Source organism: Bradyrhizobium sp. sGM-13, assembly GCF_018398875.1.
In the GTDB taxonomy this organism is placed as follows: domain Bacteria; phylum Pseudomonadota; class Alphaproteobacteria; order Rhizobiales; family Xanthobacteraceae; genus Bradyrhizobium.
On sequence record NZ_JAGWDK010000007.1, the window covers coordinates 244757 to 262659 of the forward strand.

General features: G+C 63.4%; 15 protein-coding genes. 11 read left to right on the forward strand and 4 right to left on the reverse strand.

The window, feature by feature from the left end:
- Nucleotides 1–71 precede the first annotated feature (71 nt).
- Together KJQ96_RS13385 and KJQ96_RS13390 are read left to right on the forward strand one after the other, a co-directional pair.
- The gene (locus KJQ96_RS13385; RefSeq protein WP_213287048.1) at nucleotides 72–1544 is read left to right on the forward strand and encodes an amidase; all 1473 of its coding nucleotides are present in this window, start codon (nucleotides 72–74) and stop codon (nucleotides 1542–1544) included.
- A 150-nt stretch (nucleotides 1545–1694) separates the two neighbouring features.
- A complete protein-coding gene (locus KJQ96_RS13390; protein WP_213287049.1) occupies nucleotides 1695–2048 on the forward strand; it encodes a nuclear transport factor 2 family protein in 354 nt (117 codons plus the stop codon).
- Nucleotides 2049–2206: 158 nt separating this feature from the next.
- Here KJQ96_RS13390 and KJQ96_RS13395 read toward each other — a convergent pair whose 3' ends face one another.
- A complete protein-coding gene (locus KJQ96_RS13395; RefSeq protein WP_213287050.1) occupies nucleotides 2207–3295 on the reverse strand; it encodes a Zn-dependent alcohol dehydrogenase in 1089 nt (362 codons plus the stop codon).
- A gap of 51 nt (nucleotides 3296–3346) precedes the next feature.
- Entirely contained in the window at nucleotides 3347–5116 is a 1770-nt protein-coding gene (locus KJQ96_RS13400) for an acyl-CoA dehydrogenase family protein (protein ID WP_375293164.1), read from the reverse strand.
- Nucleotides 5117–5287: 171 nt separating this feature from the next.
- Between KJQ96_RS13400 and KJQ96_RS13405 the strand changes: the two genes are divergently transcribed.
- A complete protein-coding gene (locus tag KJQ96_RS13405; protein ID WP_213287052.1) occupies nucleotides 5288–5989 on the forward strand; it encodes an SDR family NAD(P)-dependent oxidoreductase in 702 nt (233 codons plus the stop codon).
- A 146-nt stretch (nucleotides 5990–6135) separates the two neighbouring features.
- Entirely contained in the window at nucleotides 6136–6966 is an 831-nt protein-coding gene (locus KJQ96_RS13410) for an enoyl-CoA hydratase (RefSeq protein WP_213287053.1), read from the forward strand.
- A 62-nt stretch (nucleotides 6967–7028) separates the two neighbouring features.
- Here the strand turns inward: KJQ96_RS13410 and KJQ96_RS13415 are convergent, their stop codons facing one another.
- The gene (locus KJQ96_RS13415; RefSeq protein WP_213287054.1) at nucleotides 7029–7661 is read right to left on the reverse strand and encodes a GNAT family N-acetyltransferase; all 633 of its coding nucleotides are present in this window, start codon (nucleotides 7659–7661) and stop codon (nucleotides 7029–7031) included.
- A 71-nt stretch (nucleotides 7662–7732) separates the two neighbouring features.
- Nucleotides 7733–7936: a DUF1127 domain-containing protein gene (locus KJQ96_RS13420; protein ID WP_213287055.1), complete on the reverse strand. Its 204-nt coding sequence runs from the start codon at nucleotides 7934–7936 to the stop codon at nucleotides 7733–7735.
- A 114-nt stretch (nucleotides 7937–8050) separates the two neighbouring features.
- Here KJQ96_RS13420 and KJQ96_RS13425 point away from each other — a divergent pair, with 114 nt between their 5' ends.
- The 7 genes from KJQ96_RS13425 (at nucleotide 8051) to KJQ96_RS13455 (ending at nucleotide 17893) form a co-directional block, all read left to right on the forward strand.
- Complete coding sequence (locus KJQ96_RS13425) at nucleotides 8051–8950, forward strand: transcriptional regulator GcvA (protein ID WP_213287056.1); 900 nt, start codon at nucleotides 8051–8053, stop codon at nucleotides 8948–8950.
- A gap of 196 nt (nucleotides 8951–9146) precedes the next feature.
- A complete protein-coding gene (gene tcuA / locus KJQ96_RS13430; protein WP_305829449.1) occupies nucleotides 9147–10538 on the forward strand; it encodes an FAD-dependent tricarballylate dehydrogenase TcuA in 1392 nt (463 codons plus the stop codon).
- Nucleotides 10539–10695: 157 nt separating this feature from the next.
- Nucleotides 10696–11727, forward strand: coding sequence for an esterase (locus tag KJQ96_RS13435; RefSeq protein ID WP_213287058.1), 1032 nt, complete (start codon nucleotides 10696–10698; stop codon nucleotides 11725–11727).
- A gap of 32 nt (nucleotides 11728–11759) precedes the next feature.
- A complete protein-coding gene (tcuB, locus tag KJQ96_RS13440) occupies nucleotides 11760–12875 on the forward strand; it encodes a tricarballylate utilization 4Fe-4S protein TcuB (RefSeq protein WP_213287059.1) in 1116 nt (371 codons plus the stop codon).
- Between the two features lie 346 nt (nucleotides 12876–13221).
- Nucleotides 13222–14694 (forward strand): HlyD family secretion protein, encoded by a 1473-nt coding sequence (locus tag KJQ96_RS13445; protein ID WP_249734019.1) that lies wholly within the window; start codon nucleotides 13222–13224, stop codon nucleotides 14692–14694.
- Nucleotides 14695–14708: 14 nt separating this feature from the next.
- Nucleotides 14709–15917: a hypothetical protein gene (locus tag KJQ96_RS13450; protein ID WP_213287060.1), complete on the forward strand. Its 1209-nt coding sequence runs from the start codon at nucleotides 14709–14711 to the stop codon at nucleotides 15915–15917.
- A complete protein-coding gene (locus KJQ96_RS13455; RefSeq protein ID WP_213287142.1) occupies nucleotides 15917–17893 on the forward strand; it encodes a glycosyltransferase in 1977 nt (658 codons plus the stop codon). The genes KJQ96_RS13450 and KJQ96_RS13455 overlap by 1 nt, the downstream gene beginning before the upstream one ends.
- Nucleotides 17894–17903 lie beyond the last annotated feature (10 nt).

Genomic DNA, 17903 nt, shown 5'->3' on the forward strand with positions numbered 1-17903 from the left:
TGCTCTTGCTGCACGCGCCCAAACTGAGCATCATCCGCGCCGTATTCGAAAAACAGAGCGGAGCGTACGCCTTGGCCAAATCGCAATGGAGCTTCAAGACCGCCGTTGAATTGTCCGCGGCACTTGCCGCGAAAAAGGTCTCGGCCGTCGAACTGGCCGAGGACGCGATCGGCCGGATCGAGCGGCACGATACGAAGATCAACGCAATTTGCGTTCGCGATTTCGAGCGAGGCCTTGCCGCCGCCCGCGCCGCCGACGCCGAACTGGCTCGCGGCGTGAAGAAGCCGCTGCTCGGCCTCCCGCTGACCGTGAAGGAGTCCTACAATATCGCGGGGCTGCCGACGACCTGGGGCATTCCGGCGCAGAAGGATTTCACGCCGACGGAAGACGCGCTGTCGATCTCGCGCGTCAAGGACGCCGGCGGCGTCATCCTCGGCAAGACCAATGTCCCGTTCGGCCTCGGCGACTGGCAGAGCTATAACGAGGTCTACGGCACCACCAACAACCCGTTCGATCTCGGCCGGACGCCGGGCGGCTCGTCCGGCGGCTCCTCGGCCGCGCTCGCGGCCGGTTATGGCCCGCTATCGCTCGGCTCCGACATCGGCGGTTCGCTGCGCGTGCCCGCCTTTCATTGCGGCGTCTACGCGCACAAGCCGACGTTTGCGCTGGTACCGGGGCGCGGCCACACGCCGCCACCGTTTCAGCCGCTGCCGCTCGACCGCGATCTTGCCGTGATCGGCCCGATGGCACGCAGCGCCGCCGATCTCTCGCTGCTGCTCGACACCATCGCCGGTCCCGATCCGCTGGAGGCCGGCAAGGGCTACCAGCTCGCCCTGCCGCCGCCGCGCCACGGCGCGCTGAAAGATTTTCGCGTGTTGGTGGTCGATACCGACCCGGTCATGCCGACCGATGAGGTGGTGCGCGGCACGATCCACGTGCTCGCTTCCAACCTCGAAAAGGCCGGCACCAAGGTCGATCGCAACAGCCCGTTGCTGCCAAACTTTGCCGAGACGTCCCGGCTCTACATGCGGATGCTGATGTCGTTCCTCGCCGCTTCCTTCTCGCCGGAAATCTATGCCGGCGCGCAGGCCGCCGCCGCCGCGCTACCGCCGAGCGATGTAAGCCTTGCTGCCGAACGCCTGCGGGGCATGGCGCAAAGCCACCGCAACTGGTTGATGGACGACGTCGCGCGTGCGCGCCTGCGCGCGCAATGGCGCGAACTGTTCAAGACCTATGATGCTGTGATCTGCCCGATCATGCCGACCCCGGCCTATCCGCACGACCATTCCGACGACCAGGAAAAACGCAGCATCGAGATCGACGGCAAAGATTACGTCTATCCCGATCAGCTTTCGTGGCCCGGCATCGCCACCCTACCCGGCCTGCCCGCGACCGCGATCCCGACCGGCTTTTCACCGAACGGATTGCCGGTCGGTGTGCAGATCGTCGGGCCGTGGCTGGAGGACCGGACGCCCTTGACGTTGGCGGAACTGATCGAGCGCGAATTCGGCGGCTTCAAGCCGCCGCCGATGTTTGATGATTGAGACACCAACTCCGTCATTGCGAGGAGCGAAGCGACGAAGCAATCCATTTTCCCGAACGGCACGATGGATTGCTTCGCTGAGCTTGTCATCGGGCGCGCATTCGCGCAACTCGTTGGCTCGCAATGACGAAAGGATAGAGGGAGAAAATCCATGAGCAAGGACATCGACGAACTCACCGCGCTGAACCGCGACTACGTGAACTCGGTTCAAAACTCCGATGTCAAGCGCTTCGATGAAATCCTGGCCGCCGACTTCTATTGCTCAAACCCTGATAAGACCCTGGTCGACCGCGCGGCCTTTCTCAGGCAAACCGCAGTGCCGGTGACGATCAAGAACCTCACCGCGCACGACGTCAAAATCCGTGTGCTCGGCGACTTCGCCATCATCCACGCCGCCACCAGCTATACGACCGCGGACGGCCAGCAGGCCCATGGGCGCTATACCGATTGCTGGGCGAAGCAGAATGGCAAGTGGCTTGCGGTATCAGCGCACGTGTCGCGGTAGGCCAATATCTAACCCCGCGTCGTCCCTGCGAAAGCAGGGACCCATAACCACTGACGGGCGTTGCGAGAAAAGCCGTCTCCCCTTGTGTCCCTACGATCGGCCGCACCGTATGGGTCCCGGCGCTCGCAGGGACAACGGATGCAATTGCGAACTACGCCTCACGCATCAAACATGATCACGCTGCGGAGCGTCTTGCCGGCTTTCATGTTGGCAAAACCTTCGTTGATTTCGGAGAGTTTCAGCTTGGCCGAGATCCAATCCTCCAGATGCAGCTTGCCGCGCATGTAGAATTCGACCAGGCGGGGCATGTCGACGCGGAAATGATTTGAGCCCATCGACGAGCCCTGGATGCGGCGCTCCCTAAGGAAATCGAAGCCGTGCAGCTCGATCTTCTGGCCGAACGGGATCATGCCGACGATGGTCGCGGTGCCGCCGGCCGCCAGCATCGCAAAGGACTGCTCGGCGGTTTCCTTGCGGCCCAGCACCTCGAAGGAGTGATGCACGCCGCCGCCGGTGAGTTCGCGCACCTGCTGCACCACATCGCCGCGGGAGGGATCGACGATATCGGTGGCGCCGAGTTTTGTGGCCAACTGGAGCTTGGCCGGATTGGTGTCGATCGCGATGATGCGGCCGGCGCCGGCGATCGCGGCGCCATTGATCGCGGCCATGCCGACGCCGCCGCAGCCGATCACGGCCACCGTTTCGCCGGCCTGCACCTTTGCGGTGTTCACGACCGCACCATAGCCGGTGATGACGCCGCAGCCGATCAGGGCGGCCAGCTCCAGTGGCATGTCCTTGCGGATTTTGACAATGGCGTTTTCGTGCACCAGCATCTGCTCGGCGAATGACGAGAGGTTGAGGAACTGATGGAGCTTTTCCTCACGCGCCCAGGACAGCCGGTTCGACTGACCGGGCAGCATCTTCACGGTCGTGTCGGTGCACAGCACGGTGCGGCCGGTCGTGCAGTTATCGCAGGTGCCGCAGAACACCGAAAGACACGTCACGACGTGATCGCCGGGCTTTACATAGGTGACGTCGGAGCCGACCTTTTCGACGACGCCGGCCGATTCATGGCCGAGCACCGCCGGCAACGGATGCGGATACAGCCCTTCCATGAAGTGCAGGTCGGAATGACAGAGGCCGGCGACGCGCGTGCGGATCAGGACTTCGCGCGGGCCGGGATTCGGCACGCTGACCTCCTCGATCACCAGCGGCTGGTTGACTTCATGCAGAACGGCGGCCTTCATCGGTGCTTCCCCTTCAATTCTGTTATTTTTTGAACCAGTACTGGCTGCAGCCTACGCTGCGACAAGCAATTCGCCAACCTCGGCCATGCCGACGCTGCGTTCGCCGAGCAGATGGCCGGCAATTGCGCGTTGGGTGGCATTTTCCGCAAGCCGGAACGGATCGCCCGGCGTGACGCGATGGTCGACCACCATCCGCGATAGCAACAGCCGCCTGGCGTCGCCGCGCACCTCGTGAATTCGCCCACCCTCCCAGGCCAGCGCGACAGCGCTGGCGACATGATAGAGCAGGCTGGTGGCGCGCCGCGCATCGCCCTCATTGTCGGTCCGGCTGGCTACCTCGCGGGCAAAGCCGACCGCACGGTCGGTCAGTTCACGCAGCCGGTTGCGCCAGGCCTGCGGCACGTTGGTGCTGTCGTCGAGGCGGGCGTGCAGATCGGCCGCGAGCGCGGCGTCGGCGCCGTGGCGGCCGATCGCGCGGGTCAGCGCGTCGATTGCGACGATGTTGCCGGTGCCTTCCCAGATCGAGCCGAGATGGGCGTCGCGCAGCAGCCGCGCGGTGGCAAACTCCTCGATGTAGCCGATGCCGCCGCGCATCTCCAACGCATCGCCGCAGACCTTTCGCGCGTCGCGCGTGGCGCGGAATTTCAGCGTTGGCGTCAGGATACGCAACAAAGCCGCCGCGTCCTGGCTGCCGGCTTCCGCGCGATCGAGCGCGTCGGCCGTGAGAAAACTCATCGACAGCGCCTGCTCGGTCGGCAGCATGATCTTCATCAACTGCCGCCGCGCCAGCGGCAGGTCGATGATGCGCTGGCCGAACACCACACGGTTCTTCGCCACTGTCATCGCGTCATGGTGCGCGCGCCGCATCAGCGCGGTGGACTTGACGCCATTGGACAGCCGCGAGGAGTTGACCATCTCGGCCATCTGCACGAAGCCGCGGTCGAGCTTGCCGACGGCGTAGGCAATCGCGCCCTCGAACTTGATCTCGCCCGACGCCATCGAACGGGTGCCGAGTTTGTCCTTCAGGCGAACGATCCGGTAGTGATTCTGCGAGCCGTCATCGAGGAAGCGCGGCATCAGGAACAGGCCGACGCCGCGCGTGCCGGGCCCCGCGCCTTCCGGCCGCGCCAGCAGCATCACCACCTTGGCGTCGGCATTGGAGCAGAACCATTTCTCGCCGTAGAGCCGCCAGTGGTCGCCCTCCTGCACGGCCCGCGTCGTCAGCGTGCCGACGTCGGAGCCGCCTTCCTTCTCGGTCATGAACTGGCCACCTTGAGTCAGCCTGCTCATGTCGGTCTGGGTCAGGCCGTCGAGATATTTTGCCTTCAACGCATCGCTGCCGAAATTGTTGAGCAGTTTCGCGCAACCATCCGTGACGTTGATCGGACAGCCCATGCCGAATTCGGTCTGGTTGAACAGGAAGGTGAAGGCATGCTTGGCGACGACGGGGTATTTATCCGGCCAGTCCATGATGCCCTTGCGGATCGACATCGCGTGAATGCCGAACTCGCCGAATGCGGCTTTTTCCAGCTCGCGATAGGCCGGGTGATATTCGATGTACTGGATATCGCGGCCGAACTTGTCGCGCTGGTGCAGCACCGGTGTGTGGCGGTCGGCAAGCCGCGCGCATTCGTCGAGATAGCCGCCGGCCAATTCGCCGAGCCGGTCGAGATGCGGCTCGATATGGCGAAACAGCGCGTCCGGCAGATGCAGGCGAAGCAGATCCGCCAACGCCGGATCGGCGCGGTAGAAATTCATCCCCGTCGTATCAGGTGCGAGCAATCCCGGCTGATTGGCTGACGCGGCTGCGCGGTCTTGCATGAGTGGATGCATTTTTAGCCCTTGTTCGTTCCGCCCGATGTTGGTCAACTATCGATAACGCGGGCGGACGTGCCGTCAACAACCATAATTGGAGGGCCGCCATGGCGGACGATTGCCAGGCGGAATCGGGTTCCTAGATTACCTAATTCCCACCATCCGAGGACTGCGCCCATGGAATTGCCAAAATACAAGATTGCCCTGATTGTTGGCGTCGGCGAGGGATTGAGCGCATCGCTGGCGCGACTGTTCGCGCGCGAAGGCATCAAGGTTGCGCTTGCCGCGCGCAAGATCGAGAAGCTTGGCGCGCTCTGCACCGAGACCGGCGCCCGCGCCTTTGCCTGCAATGCTACCGAGGCGGAGGAAGTCGAACGTCTCTTTGGCATGGTCGAGCGCGAGATCGGCACGCCCGATCTCGTCGTCTATAATGCCAGCGGCCGCGCACGCGGCGCCTTCACCGACCTGGTTCCGGCCGAAGTTGCGAATGCGATCGCGGTCTCCGCCTTCGGCGGCTTTCTGGTGGCCCAGCAGGCCGCGACACGCATGCTGCCGAACAAGTACGGCGCGATCCTGTTCACCGGCGCCTCCGCCAGCGTGAAGGGCTATCCGCAGTCGGCGCCGTTCGCGATGGGCAAGTTTGCACTGCGCGGGCTGGCCCAGAGCATGGCGCGCGAATTGTCGCCGCAGGGCATCCATGTGGCGCATTTCGTCATCGACGGCGGCATCCGCAGCGCTGCGCGTACGGAGCCTGCCGATCGGCCGGATTCGATGCTCGATCCCGACGCGATTGCGCTGAGCTACTGGAACGTGCTGCAGCAACCGCGCAGCGCCTGGACGTGGGAAGTGGAGCTGCGGCCCTGGGTGGAGAAGTTTTAGAGGCGTGAAAGCGTAGGGTGGGCAAAGGCACTTGCGCCGTGCCCACCATCTATCGCTGAGCGCGCGACTTGAATGGTGGGCACGCTTCGCTTTGCGCACCCTACCGCTCCTCGCAATGACGGAAAAACAACGACACAGGGGCCACCATGACCACCGAAACCAAACTGGACACCGGCACTGACGAACTGCTCTGCGTGATCCGCGACCGCGTCGCCATCGTCACGCTGAACCGCCCCGAGGCGCGCAACGCGTTCTCGGACACGCTGACGCCGGCGCTTCGCAGCATGATCAAGGCCTGCGGCGAGAACCCCGAGGTCGGTGCGCTCCTGCTCACCGGCGCGGGCACGGCGTTCTGCGCCGGCGGCAATGTGAAGGGCATGGGCGCGCATCGCGACAAGAAGAAGTTAGAGATGTCCTACGACGAGAAGGTCGCCGACCTGCAGGAGCGGCAGCGCCTGCTTACCGGCGCGCTGGCCTCGGTGCGCAAGCCGACGATTGCGGCGCTGCCCGGCCCCGCGGTCGGCGCTGGCCTCGCGCTCGCGCTGGCCTGCGATATCAGACTAGCGGCGCAATCGGCCTTCATCTCCACCGGCTATGTCCGCGTCGCGCTCTCCGGCGATTACGGCATCGCCTGGCTGCTGACGCGGCTGGTCGGCACCTCGCGGGCGCGCGAACTGATGTTTACCGGGGACAAGGTCGATGCCGCCAGATGCGAGGCGATCGGTCTCGTCAACCGCGTGGTGCCCGACGACAAGCTGCAGACTGAAGCCTTCGCGCTTGCCAAATCGATGGCCGAAGGCCCGACGTTGGCGCTGCGCTACATCAAGGACAATCTCGACGAAGCGCTGCAATTCGACTTCGCCACTGCGCGCGACCACGAGGCCGAGCGTCTCGTCCGCCTGACCACCACCGCCGATCACAAGGAAGCGGTGCAAGCCTTCATCGACAAGCGCAAGCCGGTGTTCAGGGGAAGCTGAGTCCCCTTTTCCGCGGGTGGAAAATGGCCCGGTTCCGGCGCGGCCAGAACCGGGCTCAGTGGTCAAACCGCAGGCGAGGACATTGCGCGGGGAGAGACGGCGGCGAGCCGCCAACTGGCGCATGGGATTTCCTGCGGTTCGATACGAACGTGATTTTGGATCTCTTTCTGAAAGCGCGTCAGCCTCCAGTCGCCGGGGGTATTGGTAAAGCCGTAGCCGAACTTGCGGGCGAGCGTGATCATGGCATCGTTGGAACGCAGCGTGTCGCCGAAGATGCGTTCGGCGCCGAACGCGGCGGCGCGGCATTCGAGGTTCTTCAACAGCGCCTTGCCGATGCCGTGCCCCTGCCAGCGATCGTCGATCGACAGACCGAATTCGATTGCAGCAGTCTGGCTGTCGAAGGCATAGCGCGCTTCGCCGACGATGGTCTCGCGGCCGTCGGCCGGCATGGTCGCGACCACACTGAACCGGTCCGCTTCGCCGACATGGATGAAGCGCTCGAGTTCGGACGGCGGCAGTTCGCTGGCGGCGCCGAGGAAGCGGTTGTAACGGGAGCGCGTCGAGAGCGCGCGGAAATAGTTCTGCAGCGCCTCGGCGTCGCGCGGCTCGACGAAACGCACGGTCACGGCTTGGCCATGTCGCGAGCGCAGCACGTCCGAATACTGCCTGAGATCGTCGAAACGCAACCTGGTCATTGCGCGCTCCCGTCGGTCCTCAATGAAAATGGCCGGCGTCCCCAGACAAGGCGGCGCCGGCCGGCTGCTACTTAAGCCCGCCAGAACGGTTTTTCGGCCTCGTAGGCGACGTCGCTCCAGGAGACGCCGATGTCGTGCAGCTCCCGCTCGGACCACTTGGCAAGCTCGCGGCGGGACTGGTAGCGCTGCCGCCAGACGTGGAGGGTCTCGGCCAATCGGCTCAAAATCCCCGGTCCATGATGATTTATCATCGATTCATGCGTGTAAGTGGACATTTTTGGCTCCTGTAGTAATCTGTTGGCGCTAACATCTGCGCTATCGGGGCCATTCACAAACGACACTTTGTACCGTTTCGGATGATATAAACTCATGCATTAGGGAGATCGGGAATGACCGGCAGACTGCCGTCGCTGAATGGCCTGCGCGCCTTCGAGGCAGCCGCCCGGCATTTGAGCTTCACGCAGGCCGCCTCCGAGCTGAACGTCACGCAGACCGCGATCAGTCACCAGATCAAGCGGCTGGAGGAAGAGCTCGGGGTCCGCCTCTTTGTCCGCCAGAACCGCTCACTGACATTGACGGCGGAAGCGCAGGAATACCTTCCCGGCATCCGCGCCGCCTTCAACGATCTCCGGCTCGCGACCGATCGCCTGCTGCGGAAAGACGACGACCATGTGCTGACGGTGTCGACGCTGGCCTCGCTGGCCGCCAAATGGCTGCTGCCGCGCCTCACGGCTTTTCAGGAAGCGCAACCGGGGATCGACGTTCGCATCACGACCTCGATCAACCTCGTCGACTTCCAGCGCGACAAGGTCGACGCCGCGATCCGCTACGGCCGCGGCCAGTGGCCTGGCGTTCGCGCCGACTGGCTGATGGCGGACGAACTCTTTCCGGTGTGCAGTCCGGCGCTGCTCAAGGGGAACAAGCCGCTGAAATGCCCCGAAGACCTCCGGGATCACGTGCTGCTGCATACCAGCAACGCGAACAGCGACGACTGGCGGCTGTGGCTGACGGCGGCCGGGCTGCCGGCCGATTTTTCCAAACAGCCCGGCGTGACCTTCGACATGATCTTCATGACGGTGCAGGCCGCGATCGACGGCCTCGGCGTTGCGATGGGCCGCACCGCCTATGTGCAGGAGGACATCGCCAAAGGACGCTTGGTCGTTCCCTTCAAGATGGCTTTCCCGGTCGATGCCGGTTTCTATCTGGTCTCGCCGGCGGGTAGAGCCGATCCGCCGAAGCTCGCAGCCTTCCGGCAATGGCTGCTCGCCTCCGTTCAGAACCGTCCCTGAGCGTGCTGATATTCCGCAGAGCCAGGTGCATGCGACATCGTCGCATGCGGCCATGCTGATTACTGATGCAGGCGCACGAGAGGCGTGACGCGGCCGTTGCATCAGGCTAGAAAATCGCGGGGGCGGATGGATTTGCCTGGCCGAGCGCCGGTTTGATTTTTGAGGCCAACAACGACAACAAGAGCGCATGGCCGATTTGAATCAGAAGTTCGATGTGCTGGTGATCGGCGGCGGCAATGCTGCTCTCTGCGCCGCCATCAGCGCCCGGCGCGCAGGTGCTTCCGTGCTGGTGCTGGAAGGCGCTCCGAAATTTTATCGCGGCGGCAACACCCGCCATACCCGCAACATGCGTTGCGCGCACGATGCCGCGACCGACATTCTCACCGGGCCGTACACCGAAGAGGAGTTCTGGGACGATCTGTTGCGGCTGACCGGTGGTCAGACCGACGAGGAACTGGCGAAATTCATGATCAGGGAGTCCAAGGACATTCTGAACTGGATCGTCGAACAGGGCGTGCGCTGGCAACCCTCGCTCGGCGGCACGCTGAGCCTCGGCCGCACCAACTCGTTCTTCCTCGGCGGCGGGCGGGCGATGCTGAACGCGCTCTATCTCACCGCGGAAAAACTTGGCGTCGAAATCGTCTACGATGCCGAGGTGATCGACCTCGAGATCGAGCACGGCATGTTTCTGTCGGCGAAGCTGAAGCAGCCGATCGACGGCACGAGCGAAATCCGCGCTTCCGCACTGGTTGCAGCCGCCGGCGGCTTTGAAGCCAATATCGAATGGCTGAAGGAATATTGGGGCGAGGCGGCGGATAATTTCCTGATCCGCGGCACGCCCTATAACCGCGGCTCGATCCTGAAAATGCTGCTCGACAAGGGCGTGCAGGATATCGGCGATCCCACCCAATGCCATGCGGTTGCGATCGACGCTCGCGCACCGAAATTCGACGGCGGCATCATCACCCGCCACGACTCGGTCGTGTTCGGCATCGTCGTCAACAAGCACGCCCAGCGCTTCTACGACGAGGGCGAGGATATCTGGCCGAAGCGTTACGCGATCTGGGGGCGGCTGGTGGCCGCGCAACCGGACCAGATCGCCTACATCATCTTTGATGCATCCGTTCGCAACAGCTTTATGCCGACGCTGTTTCCGCCGATCGAAGGCGGGAGTATTGCCGAGTTAGCCGCCAAGCTCGAACTCGATCCGGCGTCGCTGGAGAAGACCATCGTCGAATTCAACGCCGCGGTTAGGTCCGGCACGTTCGATCACACCATTCTCGACGATTGCCGCACGGAGGGCATCACGCCGCCGAAGACGCATTGGGCGCGCCGGATCGAGACGCCGCCTTACCTCGCCTATCCAGTGCGGCCCGGCATCACCTTCACCTATCTCGGCACCCGCGTGAACAGGCAGGCGCGCATGGTGATGAAGGACGGCAAGCCTTCGGCCAACATGTTCGCGGCCGGCGAGATCATGGCCGGCAACGTACTCGGCAAGGGCTATGCGGCCGGTATCGGGATGACCATCGGCAGCGTGTTCGGACGGGTCGCGGGACGGGAAGCGGCGAAGAATGCGCGGAATTGACGAGTTACCTCTCCCCGCTCTTTACGCGGAGAGGTCGGATCGCGAAGCGATCCGGGTGAGGGGCTCTCTCCGCGAGCATGGTGTGTGGAGAGAGCCCCTCACCCCCAACCCTCTCCCCGCGAAGGGCAGGGAGAGGGAGAACCCAGAAGGAGAGATCATGACTCGCCTTGCGATTATTTCTGCTGCAGTCGTTCTGATGAACGCGACGCTGGCCCACGCCGCCGAGCCGATCGCGCTGCGCGACATGGGTTCGTTCCATGTCGGCGGCCGGCTGGTCGAAATTTCCGGCAAGCCGGTGAAGGAAGTGACCTTCACCCCCGGCGGTGTGCCGGCAAAAGTCGATCCCAACGGCACCTATCAGGTCGAGCAGATGTATGTGCAGTATTTTCTGCCCGCGAACGAAAGGGGCGCCTATCCGCTGCTGATGTGGCATGGCGGCGGGCTCACCGGCGTCACCTATGAGACGACGCCCGACGGGCGCGAGGGCTGGCTGAACTATTTTCAGCGCAAGGGCTGGGCCGTCTACAATTCCGACGCGGTCGAGCGCGGCCGCGCCGGCTGGGCGCAATACCCTGACATCTTCAAGAGTGAGCCGGTATTCCTCACGACAGCCAATCCGTTCGAGCGGTTTCGGATCGGCGACGGCGTCGGCTCCTACAATCCCGATCCGGCCAAGCGGAAGCTGATGCCGGGCAGCCAGTTTCCGAACGAAGGCTATGAGAACTTCGTCAAGCAGAACGTGCCGCGCTGGACCACCACCGATGATGCGATCATCGCCGCCTATATCGCCGAGATCGACCGCGTCGGTCCTTCCATCATCCTGTTCCACAGCCAGGCCGGCAGTTTCGGCTTCAAGGTGGCGCAGGCGCGGCCCGACAAGGTCAAGGCGCTGATTGCGATCGAGCCGGCCGGCGTCGGCGATCTCGCCAAGGTCGACGCGCTGAAGAACATTCCGACGCTGATCGTCTATGGCGACTACATCGAAAAGGATTCGCGCTGGCCGAAGATTCGCGCCAACGGCCTCGCGTTTGCAGACGCGATCAAGGCGGCGGGCGGCAGCGTCGATGTCGTCGATCTGCCGCAAGCAGGCATCAAGGGCAATTCGCACATGGTGATGATGGACAAGAACAACGCCGAGGTCGCCGCCCTGATCCAGAAGTGGCTGGAGGGCAAGGGGTTGACGAAATAGCCGGTTGGCCGCGAGGCAGGAAGCAGCGCATCATGCACGGAACGAAGATTCTGGAGGAGGCCGACCGCCTGATGACGGTCTGCAATTCCTGCCGCTATTGCGAGGGCCTCTGCGCAGTGTTTCCAGCGATGGAAATGCGCCGGGCTTTCTCCGACGGCGATCTCAATTATCTCGCCAATCTCTGCCACGCCTGCGGCGCCTGCTATACCGATTGCCAGTTCTCGCCGCCGCACGAATTCAACGTCAATGTGCCGAGGACGCTCGCGGTGGCGCGCGCGGAATCTTATGCGGCCTATGCATGGCCACGCGCCTTCGCGGGCACGTTCGCACGCAACGGACTTGTCATCAGTCTTGTTGCCGCGCTCAGCGTCGCCGCATTCATTTTCGGCTTCGCTGCTTTACACGATCGCCAGGTGCTGTTTGGCACGCACACCGGTCCGGGCGCGTTCTACAAATTGATGCCGCACAATGCGATGGCAGCCCTGTTCGGCGCGGCGTTCCTTTACGCGATCGCAGCGCTGGCGATGGGCGTGCGGGCCTTCTGGCGCGACATCGGCGAGCCCATCGGCATGAAGACCGATGCGGCCGCAGTGCTGCAGGCGATCAGGGACGCCGGCGAGTTGCGCTATCTCGATGGCGGCGGCGTCGGCTGTTTCAACGAGGACGACCGCCCGACCGACCGCCGCAGGCTCTATCATCACTTCACCTTCTACGGTTTTGCGCTGTGCTTTGCCTCGACCTGCGTCGCAACGCTGTATCACTATCTGCTGGCGCGCGAGGCGCCGTATCCGTGGTGGGATCTGCCCGTCGTGCTCGGCACGCTCGGCGGCATCGGGCTGTTGATCGGGCCGATCGGTTTGCTCGCTGAACGATGGAAGCGCGATTCCATCCTGGTCGATGAAGCGCGTTACGGCATGGATGTCGCGTTCATCGCGATGTTGTTCCTAACGAGTCTCACAGGCATGGTGTTGCTGATCTTGCGCGAGACGGCAGCAATGGGACCGCTGCTGGCGATGCATCTCGGCGTGGTGTTTTCGCTGTTCGTCACCATGCCCTATGGCAAGTTCGTCCACGGCATTTACCGTTTCGCCGCCCTGGTGCGCTATGCGATGGAACGAAGAGCGATGGCACAGGGGACGGCGGAGTAAGATCGCTGTCTTTCTACGTCATTGCGAGCGGACCGTCTCGCCACGTCGGCAGTCGGCTCCCTCTCCCCTTGCGGGGAGGGAACAGACCTCTCGTGCGGTAGCGGTGATGTTGGGAGCGCGGCGTTCGTTGATGATGATGATGATGATGATGATGTCGCAGACGTGATCGCCGGAAACGCGAGTTCACTGCGCATTTCTCGCCGAAAGTTTTTGCAGCTTTCTCCCGAACTGACCTGAACCAATCGCGCCCTGCATTGTTTGCAGTGCATTAACAAGGCTGCCGGAGGAACCGGAGCCGGTTCATGAGGAAGCGCTCTTTCGGGCGCCACCAACCGAGAGAGAGCTGATGAACAATCTATTCAACGCCGGTGCGACTGCACGTTCCTCCGGAATCGACCACGGCCTCCCACCGAGAGCCCGGCGCCACCCGACCATCCTGAGAGTTTCCGCCGTCGGTGTCGCCGGGCTGTTGTCGGCATTGATGGTGACGGCCGTGGCTCCGCCGATTACCGCCGATCAATCGGACCGCGCCGTTGTCAACGCGCCGGTGACGCTGCTGACTGCACCGATCGGCGGCGAAATCGACACGCTGACGGCGCTTCCCGGCCGCGACGTCCGCGACGGCGATAAGCTGGCGCAGATCAGCAATCCAAGGGTCGATCGCAGCACTCTGATCTCGTTGGAAGAAAAATCATCCGATGCGCGCCAGAAGCTCGACGCGACGCGGGCAAAGGGCGCATCCGACCGCGCCTATGTTGCTTCCCTCGAGGCCGAACTCGCCAGCCAAACTGAGCAGCTCAAGATGCAGTTCCAGTCGCAGATCGAGGAGCTGCGCGCCCGCGTGTCGCAGTCCAATGCCCAGAGCGGCGAAAAGAAGGTTTTGGTAGAACGGCAAAGCAACATGGTGACGCGCAATACGGCAAGTATGGACATGCTCAGGCCGACCACGCAGCAATATGCCGCGGCCATGCACAATGCGGACGCGGAGCGCGCCAAGCTCAATCAAAAGATTGCGCAGCTCGATGCCTTGAACAGGGGCATCTATGTCGGAGAGGAACTGATTGTGCTCAACAATCTGACTCAAAAGCGCAGGGACATCGATCTCGACGCCCAGCGCATGGAGATCGAGGAGCGGCAGCAGTCTGCCGTCCTCGGCGACCTGGAGCGCCTGATCGACGCCGAGCAGAGGCGGCTTGCGAGCCTGGCAGGAGCGGACGTCGTTTCTCGCGGCCCCGGCAAGGTGCTGACCATCGGCGCTGCGATGGGGCGTCACGTCAACCCCGGCGATACCATCAGCTCCGTCGTTGATTGCGACAAGCGCTTCGTGGTTGCCATTTTTTCGTACCGGCAAGGACAGAACATGATGCCCGGCACCCGTGTCCGCATTGACGGGAGCACGTTCCGTACCGGAATCATCAGCGCGGTGTTACCGAAGACCAGCGACAAGGTCGATGAGCGCTTTGCCGTGCCGTTTCCGCAAACCGAGCGGCGCGAGCTCTATGCGATCATTACGCCTGAAGGCGCGAACGAGGCTGGCGCGCCGGTGCGGGAAACGCAGGCTTCGGATAATGCGGCCTGCCCGGTCGGCCAGTGGGTCACCGTTACGCGCGACGACGGCGTTGTGCCGTCGATGTCGGTCACCTGGCGGCGGCTCGGCAATCTCATGGCCTCGTGGACGCATGACGATGGCCGCAACAGCGAGACCGCGCAAAGCCACCCGATCGATGCGGATACACGCCGTTCCGGCATGGCCCAACCCGAGGCGCCGAAGGCCGATGAAAACTGGTGGTCCCGCACTGGCACGCTCGTATCGCGATGAAGCACGCGATCGGGATGGCGTTATGTGCAATGGTCCTGGGTTCGACGCCGGTTGCGAGCAAGCAGCCGGAAAAGAGCGGCGGCCCGTTTTGCGCCGGGCTGAACAAGGCGGTGGCACCGCTGACCGGCGAGGCTGACGCCGTCTTCATTCGCAGCTATGAACCCGGCGCTGGCGAAGCGAGCCTGCCGGCGGGCATTGCCACGACGGCGTTTGTCTATGACAACGCGCTCGCCGTCATTGCGCTGATCGCCTGCGGCAACGTGCCGGATGCCAAACCGATCGGTAACGCATTGAGCCGGGCGGCCCGCAACGACCGGACCTTTCACGATCATCGGGTGCGCAACGCCTATCGCGCCGGCCCGGTTGGCAGCGGGGCTCCGAATCTGCCGGGATGGTGGGATGAGCACGCCAGGATCTGGGCCGAGGATGCGGCGCAGGACGGCACCTCGACCGGCAACGTTGCATGGGCGGCCTTGGCGCTGCTGACGCTGCATCAGGCGACGCACGATCGGCAGTATCTCAACGATGCCAAAAGCCTGATCGATTGGGTCATCGCCACCACCGCCTGCGGCGATGGGTTCTGCGGTGGCGTTCATGGCTACGATCCGCAGCAGGTCACGCTCACCTGGATGTCGACCGAGCACAATGCCGACGTCCACGCCGCCGCGAGCTGGTTGTTACGCCTGACCGGCGAGCCAAAATACGCCGACGCGGCCGGGCGGGCCCGGCGGCTGCTCGACCGTAGCTTCCGCGGAAATCACTTCCTGCTCGGCACCAAGCCCGACGGCAGTCTTGCGGATGAAGGCCTGCTCGCGCTCGACGCTCAGCTTTGGCCATGGATGGCCGTGCCGGATGCGCCTGCGGCCTGGCGAAGCACGCTTGATTTCGCGCAAACTCACCTGGCGGTGGATGGCGGTTTCGATTTCAACGGCGACCGCGACGGCGTCTGGGTCGAGGGAATGGCGCAGGCGGCATTGGCCTACCGGATCAGCGGCGACACACGGCAGAGCGATCGGCTGCTGGCCAATTTGAAGGCCGATCAAACGCGCTCCGGTCTACTCAACGCCGCACGCACCGCGCGACTGACGACGGGGTTGTCGATCGATCCCACCGGCACCGTGCCCGACTTCTTCTACTACCGCCGCCCGCACCTCGGCGCGACCGCATGGGCGGCGCTGGCTGAAACAGGTTGGAACCCGTTCACCGGGGAAAAGATACGATGATGTTCCCGAGCGCAGGCGATGACCTATCGATCGTCACCATGGATATGGGAATCCTCCTTGGGCTTCTGGCGATGGCGCGGCTGCTGGATCCGCTGCATGCCAAGGACCGTATCCTGTTCGGCATCACGGCTTCATCCCTTCTGATCCTCTATGCGCTCTGGCGATGGAACGATACGTTGCCGCCGTTTGCGCTATCGGCCGAAAGCCTGTGGCCGCGGCTGTTCATCTCGTTTGAATTTCTTGCCATTCTCTACACGCTGATCTCGATCGTCATCCTGTTCCGCAGCACCGATCGCTCCGCGCAGGCCGACGCGGCGCAACGTGAACTATCCGGGCCGCGTGGCTTCCCCGCCGTCGACATCTTCATCTGCACCTATGACGAGCCGCTCGAAATCCTCGAACGATCGATCCTCAGCGCGCTGGCGCTCGACTATCCCAATGCGACGGTCTGGGTGCTCGACGACACCAGGCGCGACTGGCTGCGGGAGTATTGCGCACAAGTCGGTGCGCATCATGTGACGCGGCCAGACAACAACGGCGCCAAGGCCGGCAATCTCAATAACGGGCTGATGGCGACCGCGCGCGAGACCAATGCGCCCGTCATCCTGGTGCTCGACGCCGATTTTGCCCCACGGCAGGATTTTTTGAAACGCACGGTCGGCCTGCTGTTGTCCGATCCGGAAGTTGCGATCGTGCAGACGCCGCAGTTTTACCATAACGCGGACCCGATCCAGCACAATCTGCTCGCCGGAAAAAGCTGGGTCGACGATCAACGCTTCTTCTTCGACGTCTTTCAGCCTGCCAAGGACGCGTGGGGCTGCGCGTTTTGCGTCGGCACTTCCTTTGTCGTTCGCCGCGACCGGCTTGACGAGATCGGCGGCTTCCCGCAGCAAGCGATTTCGGAAGACATCAATCTCACCTACACGATGCTTGCGCACGGCTACCGTACCTGGTGGCTGAACGAACCAATCAGCTTCGGGCTTTCCGCCGAAGGCATCCCCGAATACATCACCCAGCGCGCTCGCTGGTGCCTTGGCACCATACAGGTCGCTCTACTCGGCAATGGCCCGCTATTCGGCCGCGGCTTCAGCTTCACACAGCGCTGGCACTATTTTCACGGGGTGCTGAACTGGCTCAGCAAGCCATTCATGGTGTTGCTGCTGATCGCGCCGACGATCTACTGGTTCGGCGGCCTGCCCGCCTTCGAAGCCGACTACCATACCTTCCTGCGCTACGGCCTGCCGGCGCTGCTCGGTCAAATCATCTACATGGGCTGGATCTCGCGCGGGCGGACGCTGCCGTTATTCATGGAGGCCACCCACGCGGTCACCTGCTTTGCGGTGACCGCGACGCTCTTGAGCGCTATCGTCAAGCCGTTCGGCCGCCCGTTCAAGATCACCGACAAGGGCGGCGACCGCTCGACGCCACGCGTGCATTGGACGCTTGCAGCGATCTTTGGACTGATCGCCGCAAGTTCTGCCGCCAGCATCCTCTGGGCGTTCATCTCGCCCTATGCGGCCAGCGAGATTTCCTCGCTCGACTTCTTTAATCTGCTGTGGGCCGGCATCGCGATGCTGATCGCCTTCATCGCGTTTCTCGTCTGCTTCGAATTGCCCCGTCCTGGCGACATGTTCGAAACCGATGAGCCCGCCTGGCTGTCGGGCGAAGGGAAAATCCTCTCGTGTCGCCTGCTCGCGGTGTCACCGACCTCGGTGCGCTTTTCGGGTCCGGCCGGCAACGCCCTCGAGCTTGCCGGCTGGCGATATCAGATTCATCTGGAAGGATTGGGATGGACCGACATATCAATGGTCTCGCGATTCCGCGAGACGGTGCTGGCGCGCCTTGAACCTACGGCCGAACAATATCAGCGGCTGGTAGTTCGGCTTTTCAGCACATCTCGCGGTAACATCGCCAGTGAAGCCAGCCTGCGCGGCGCGCTGGCCGGATTGCTGCGACGGGGATTCCTCGGCGCCTGAGGCGGTATGC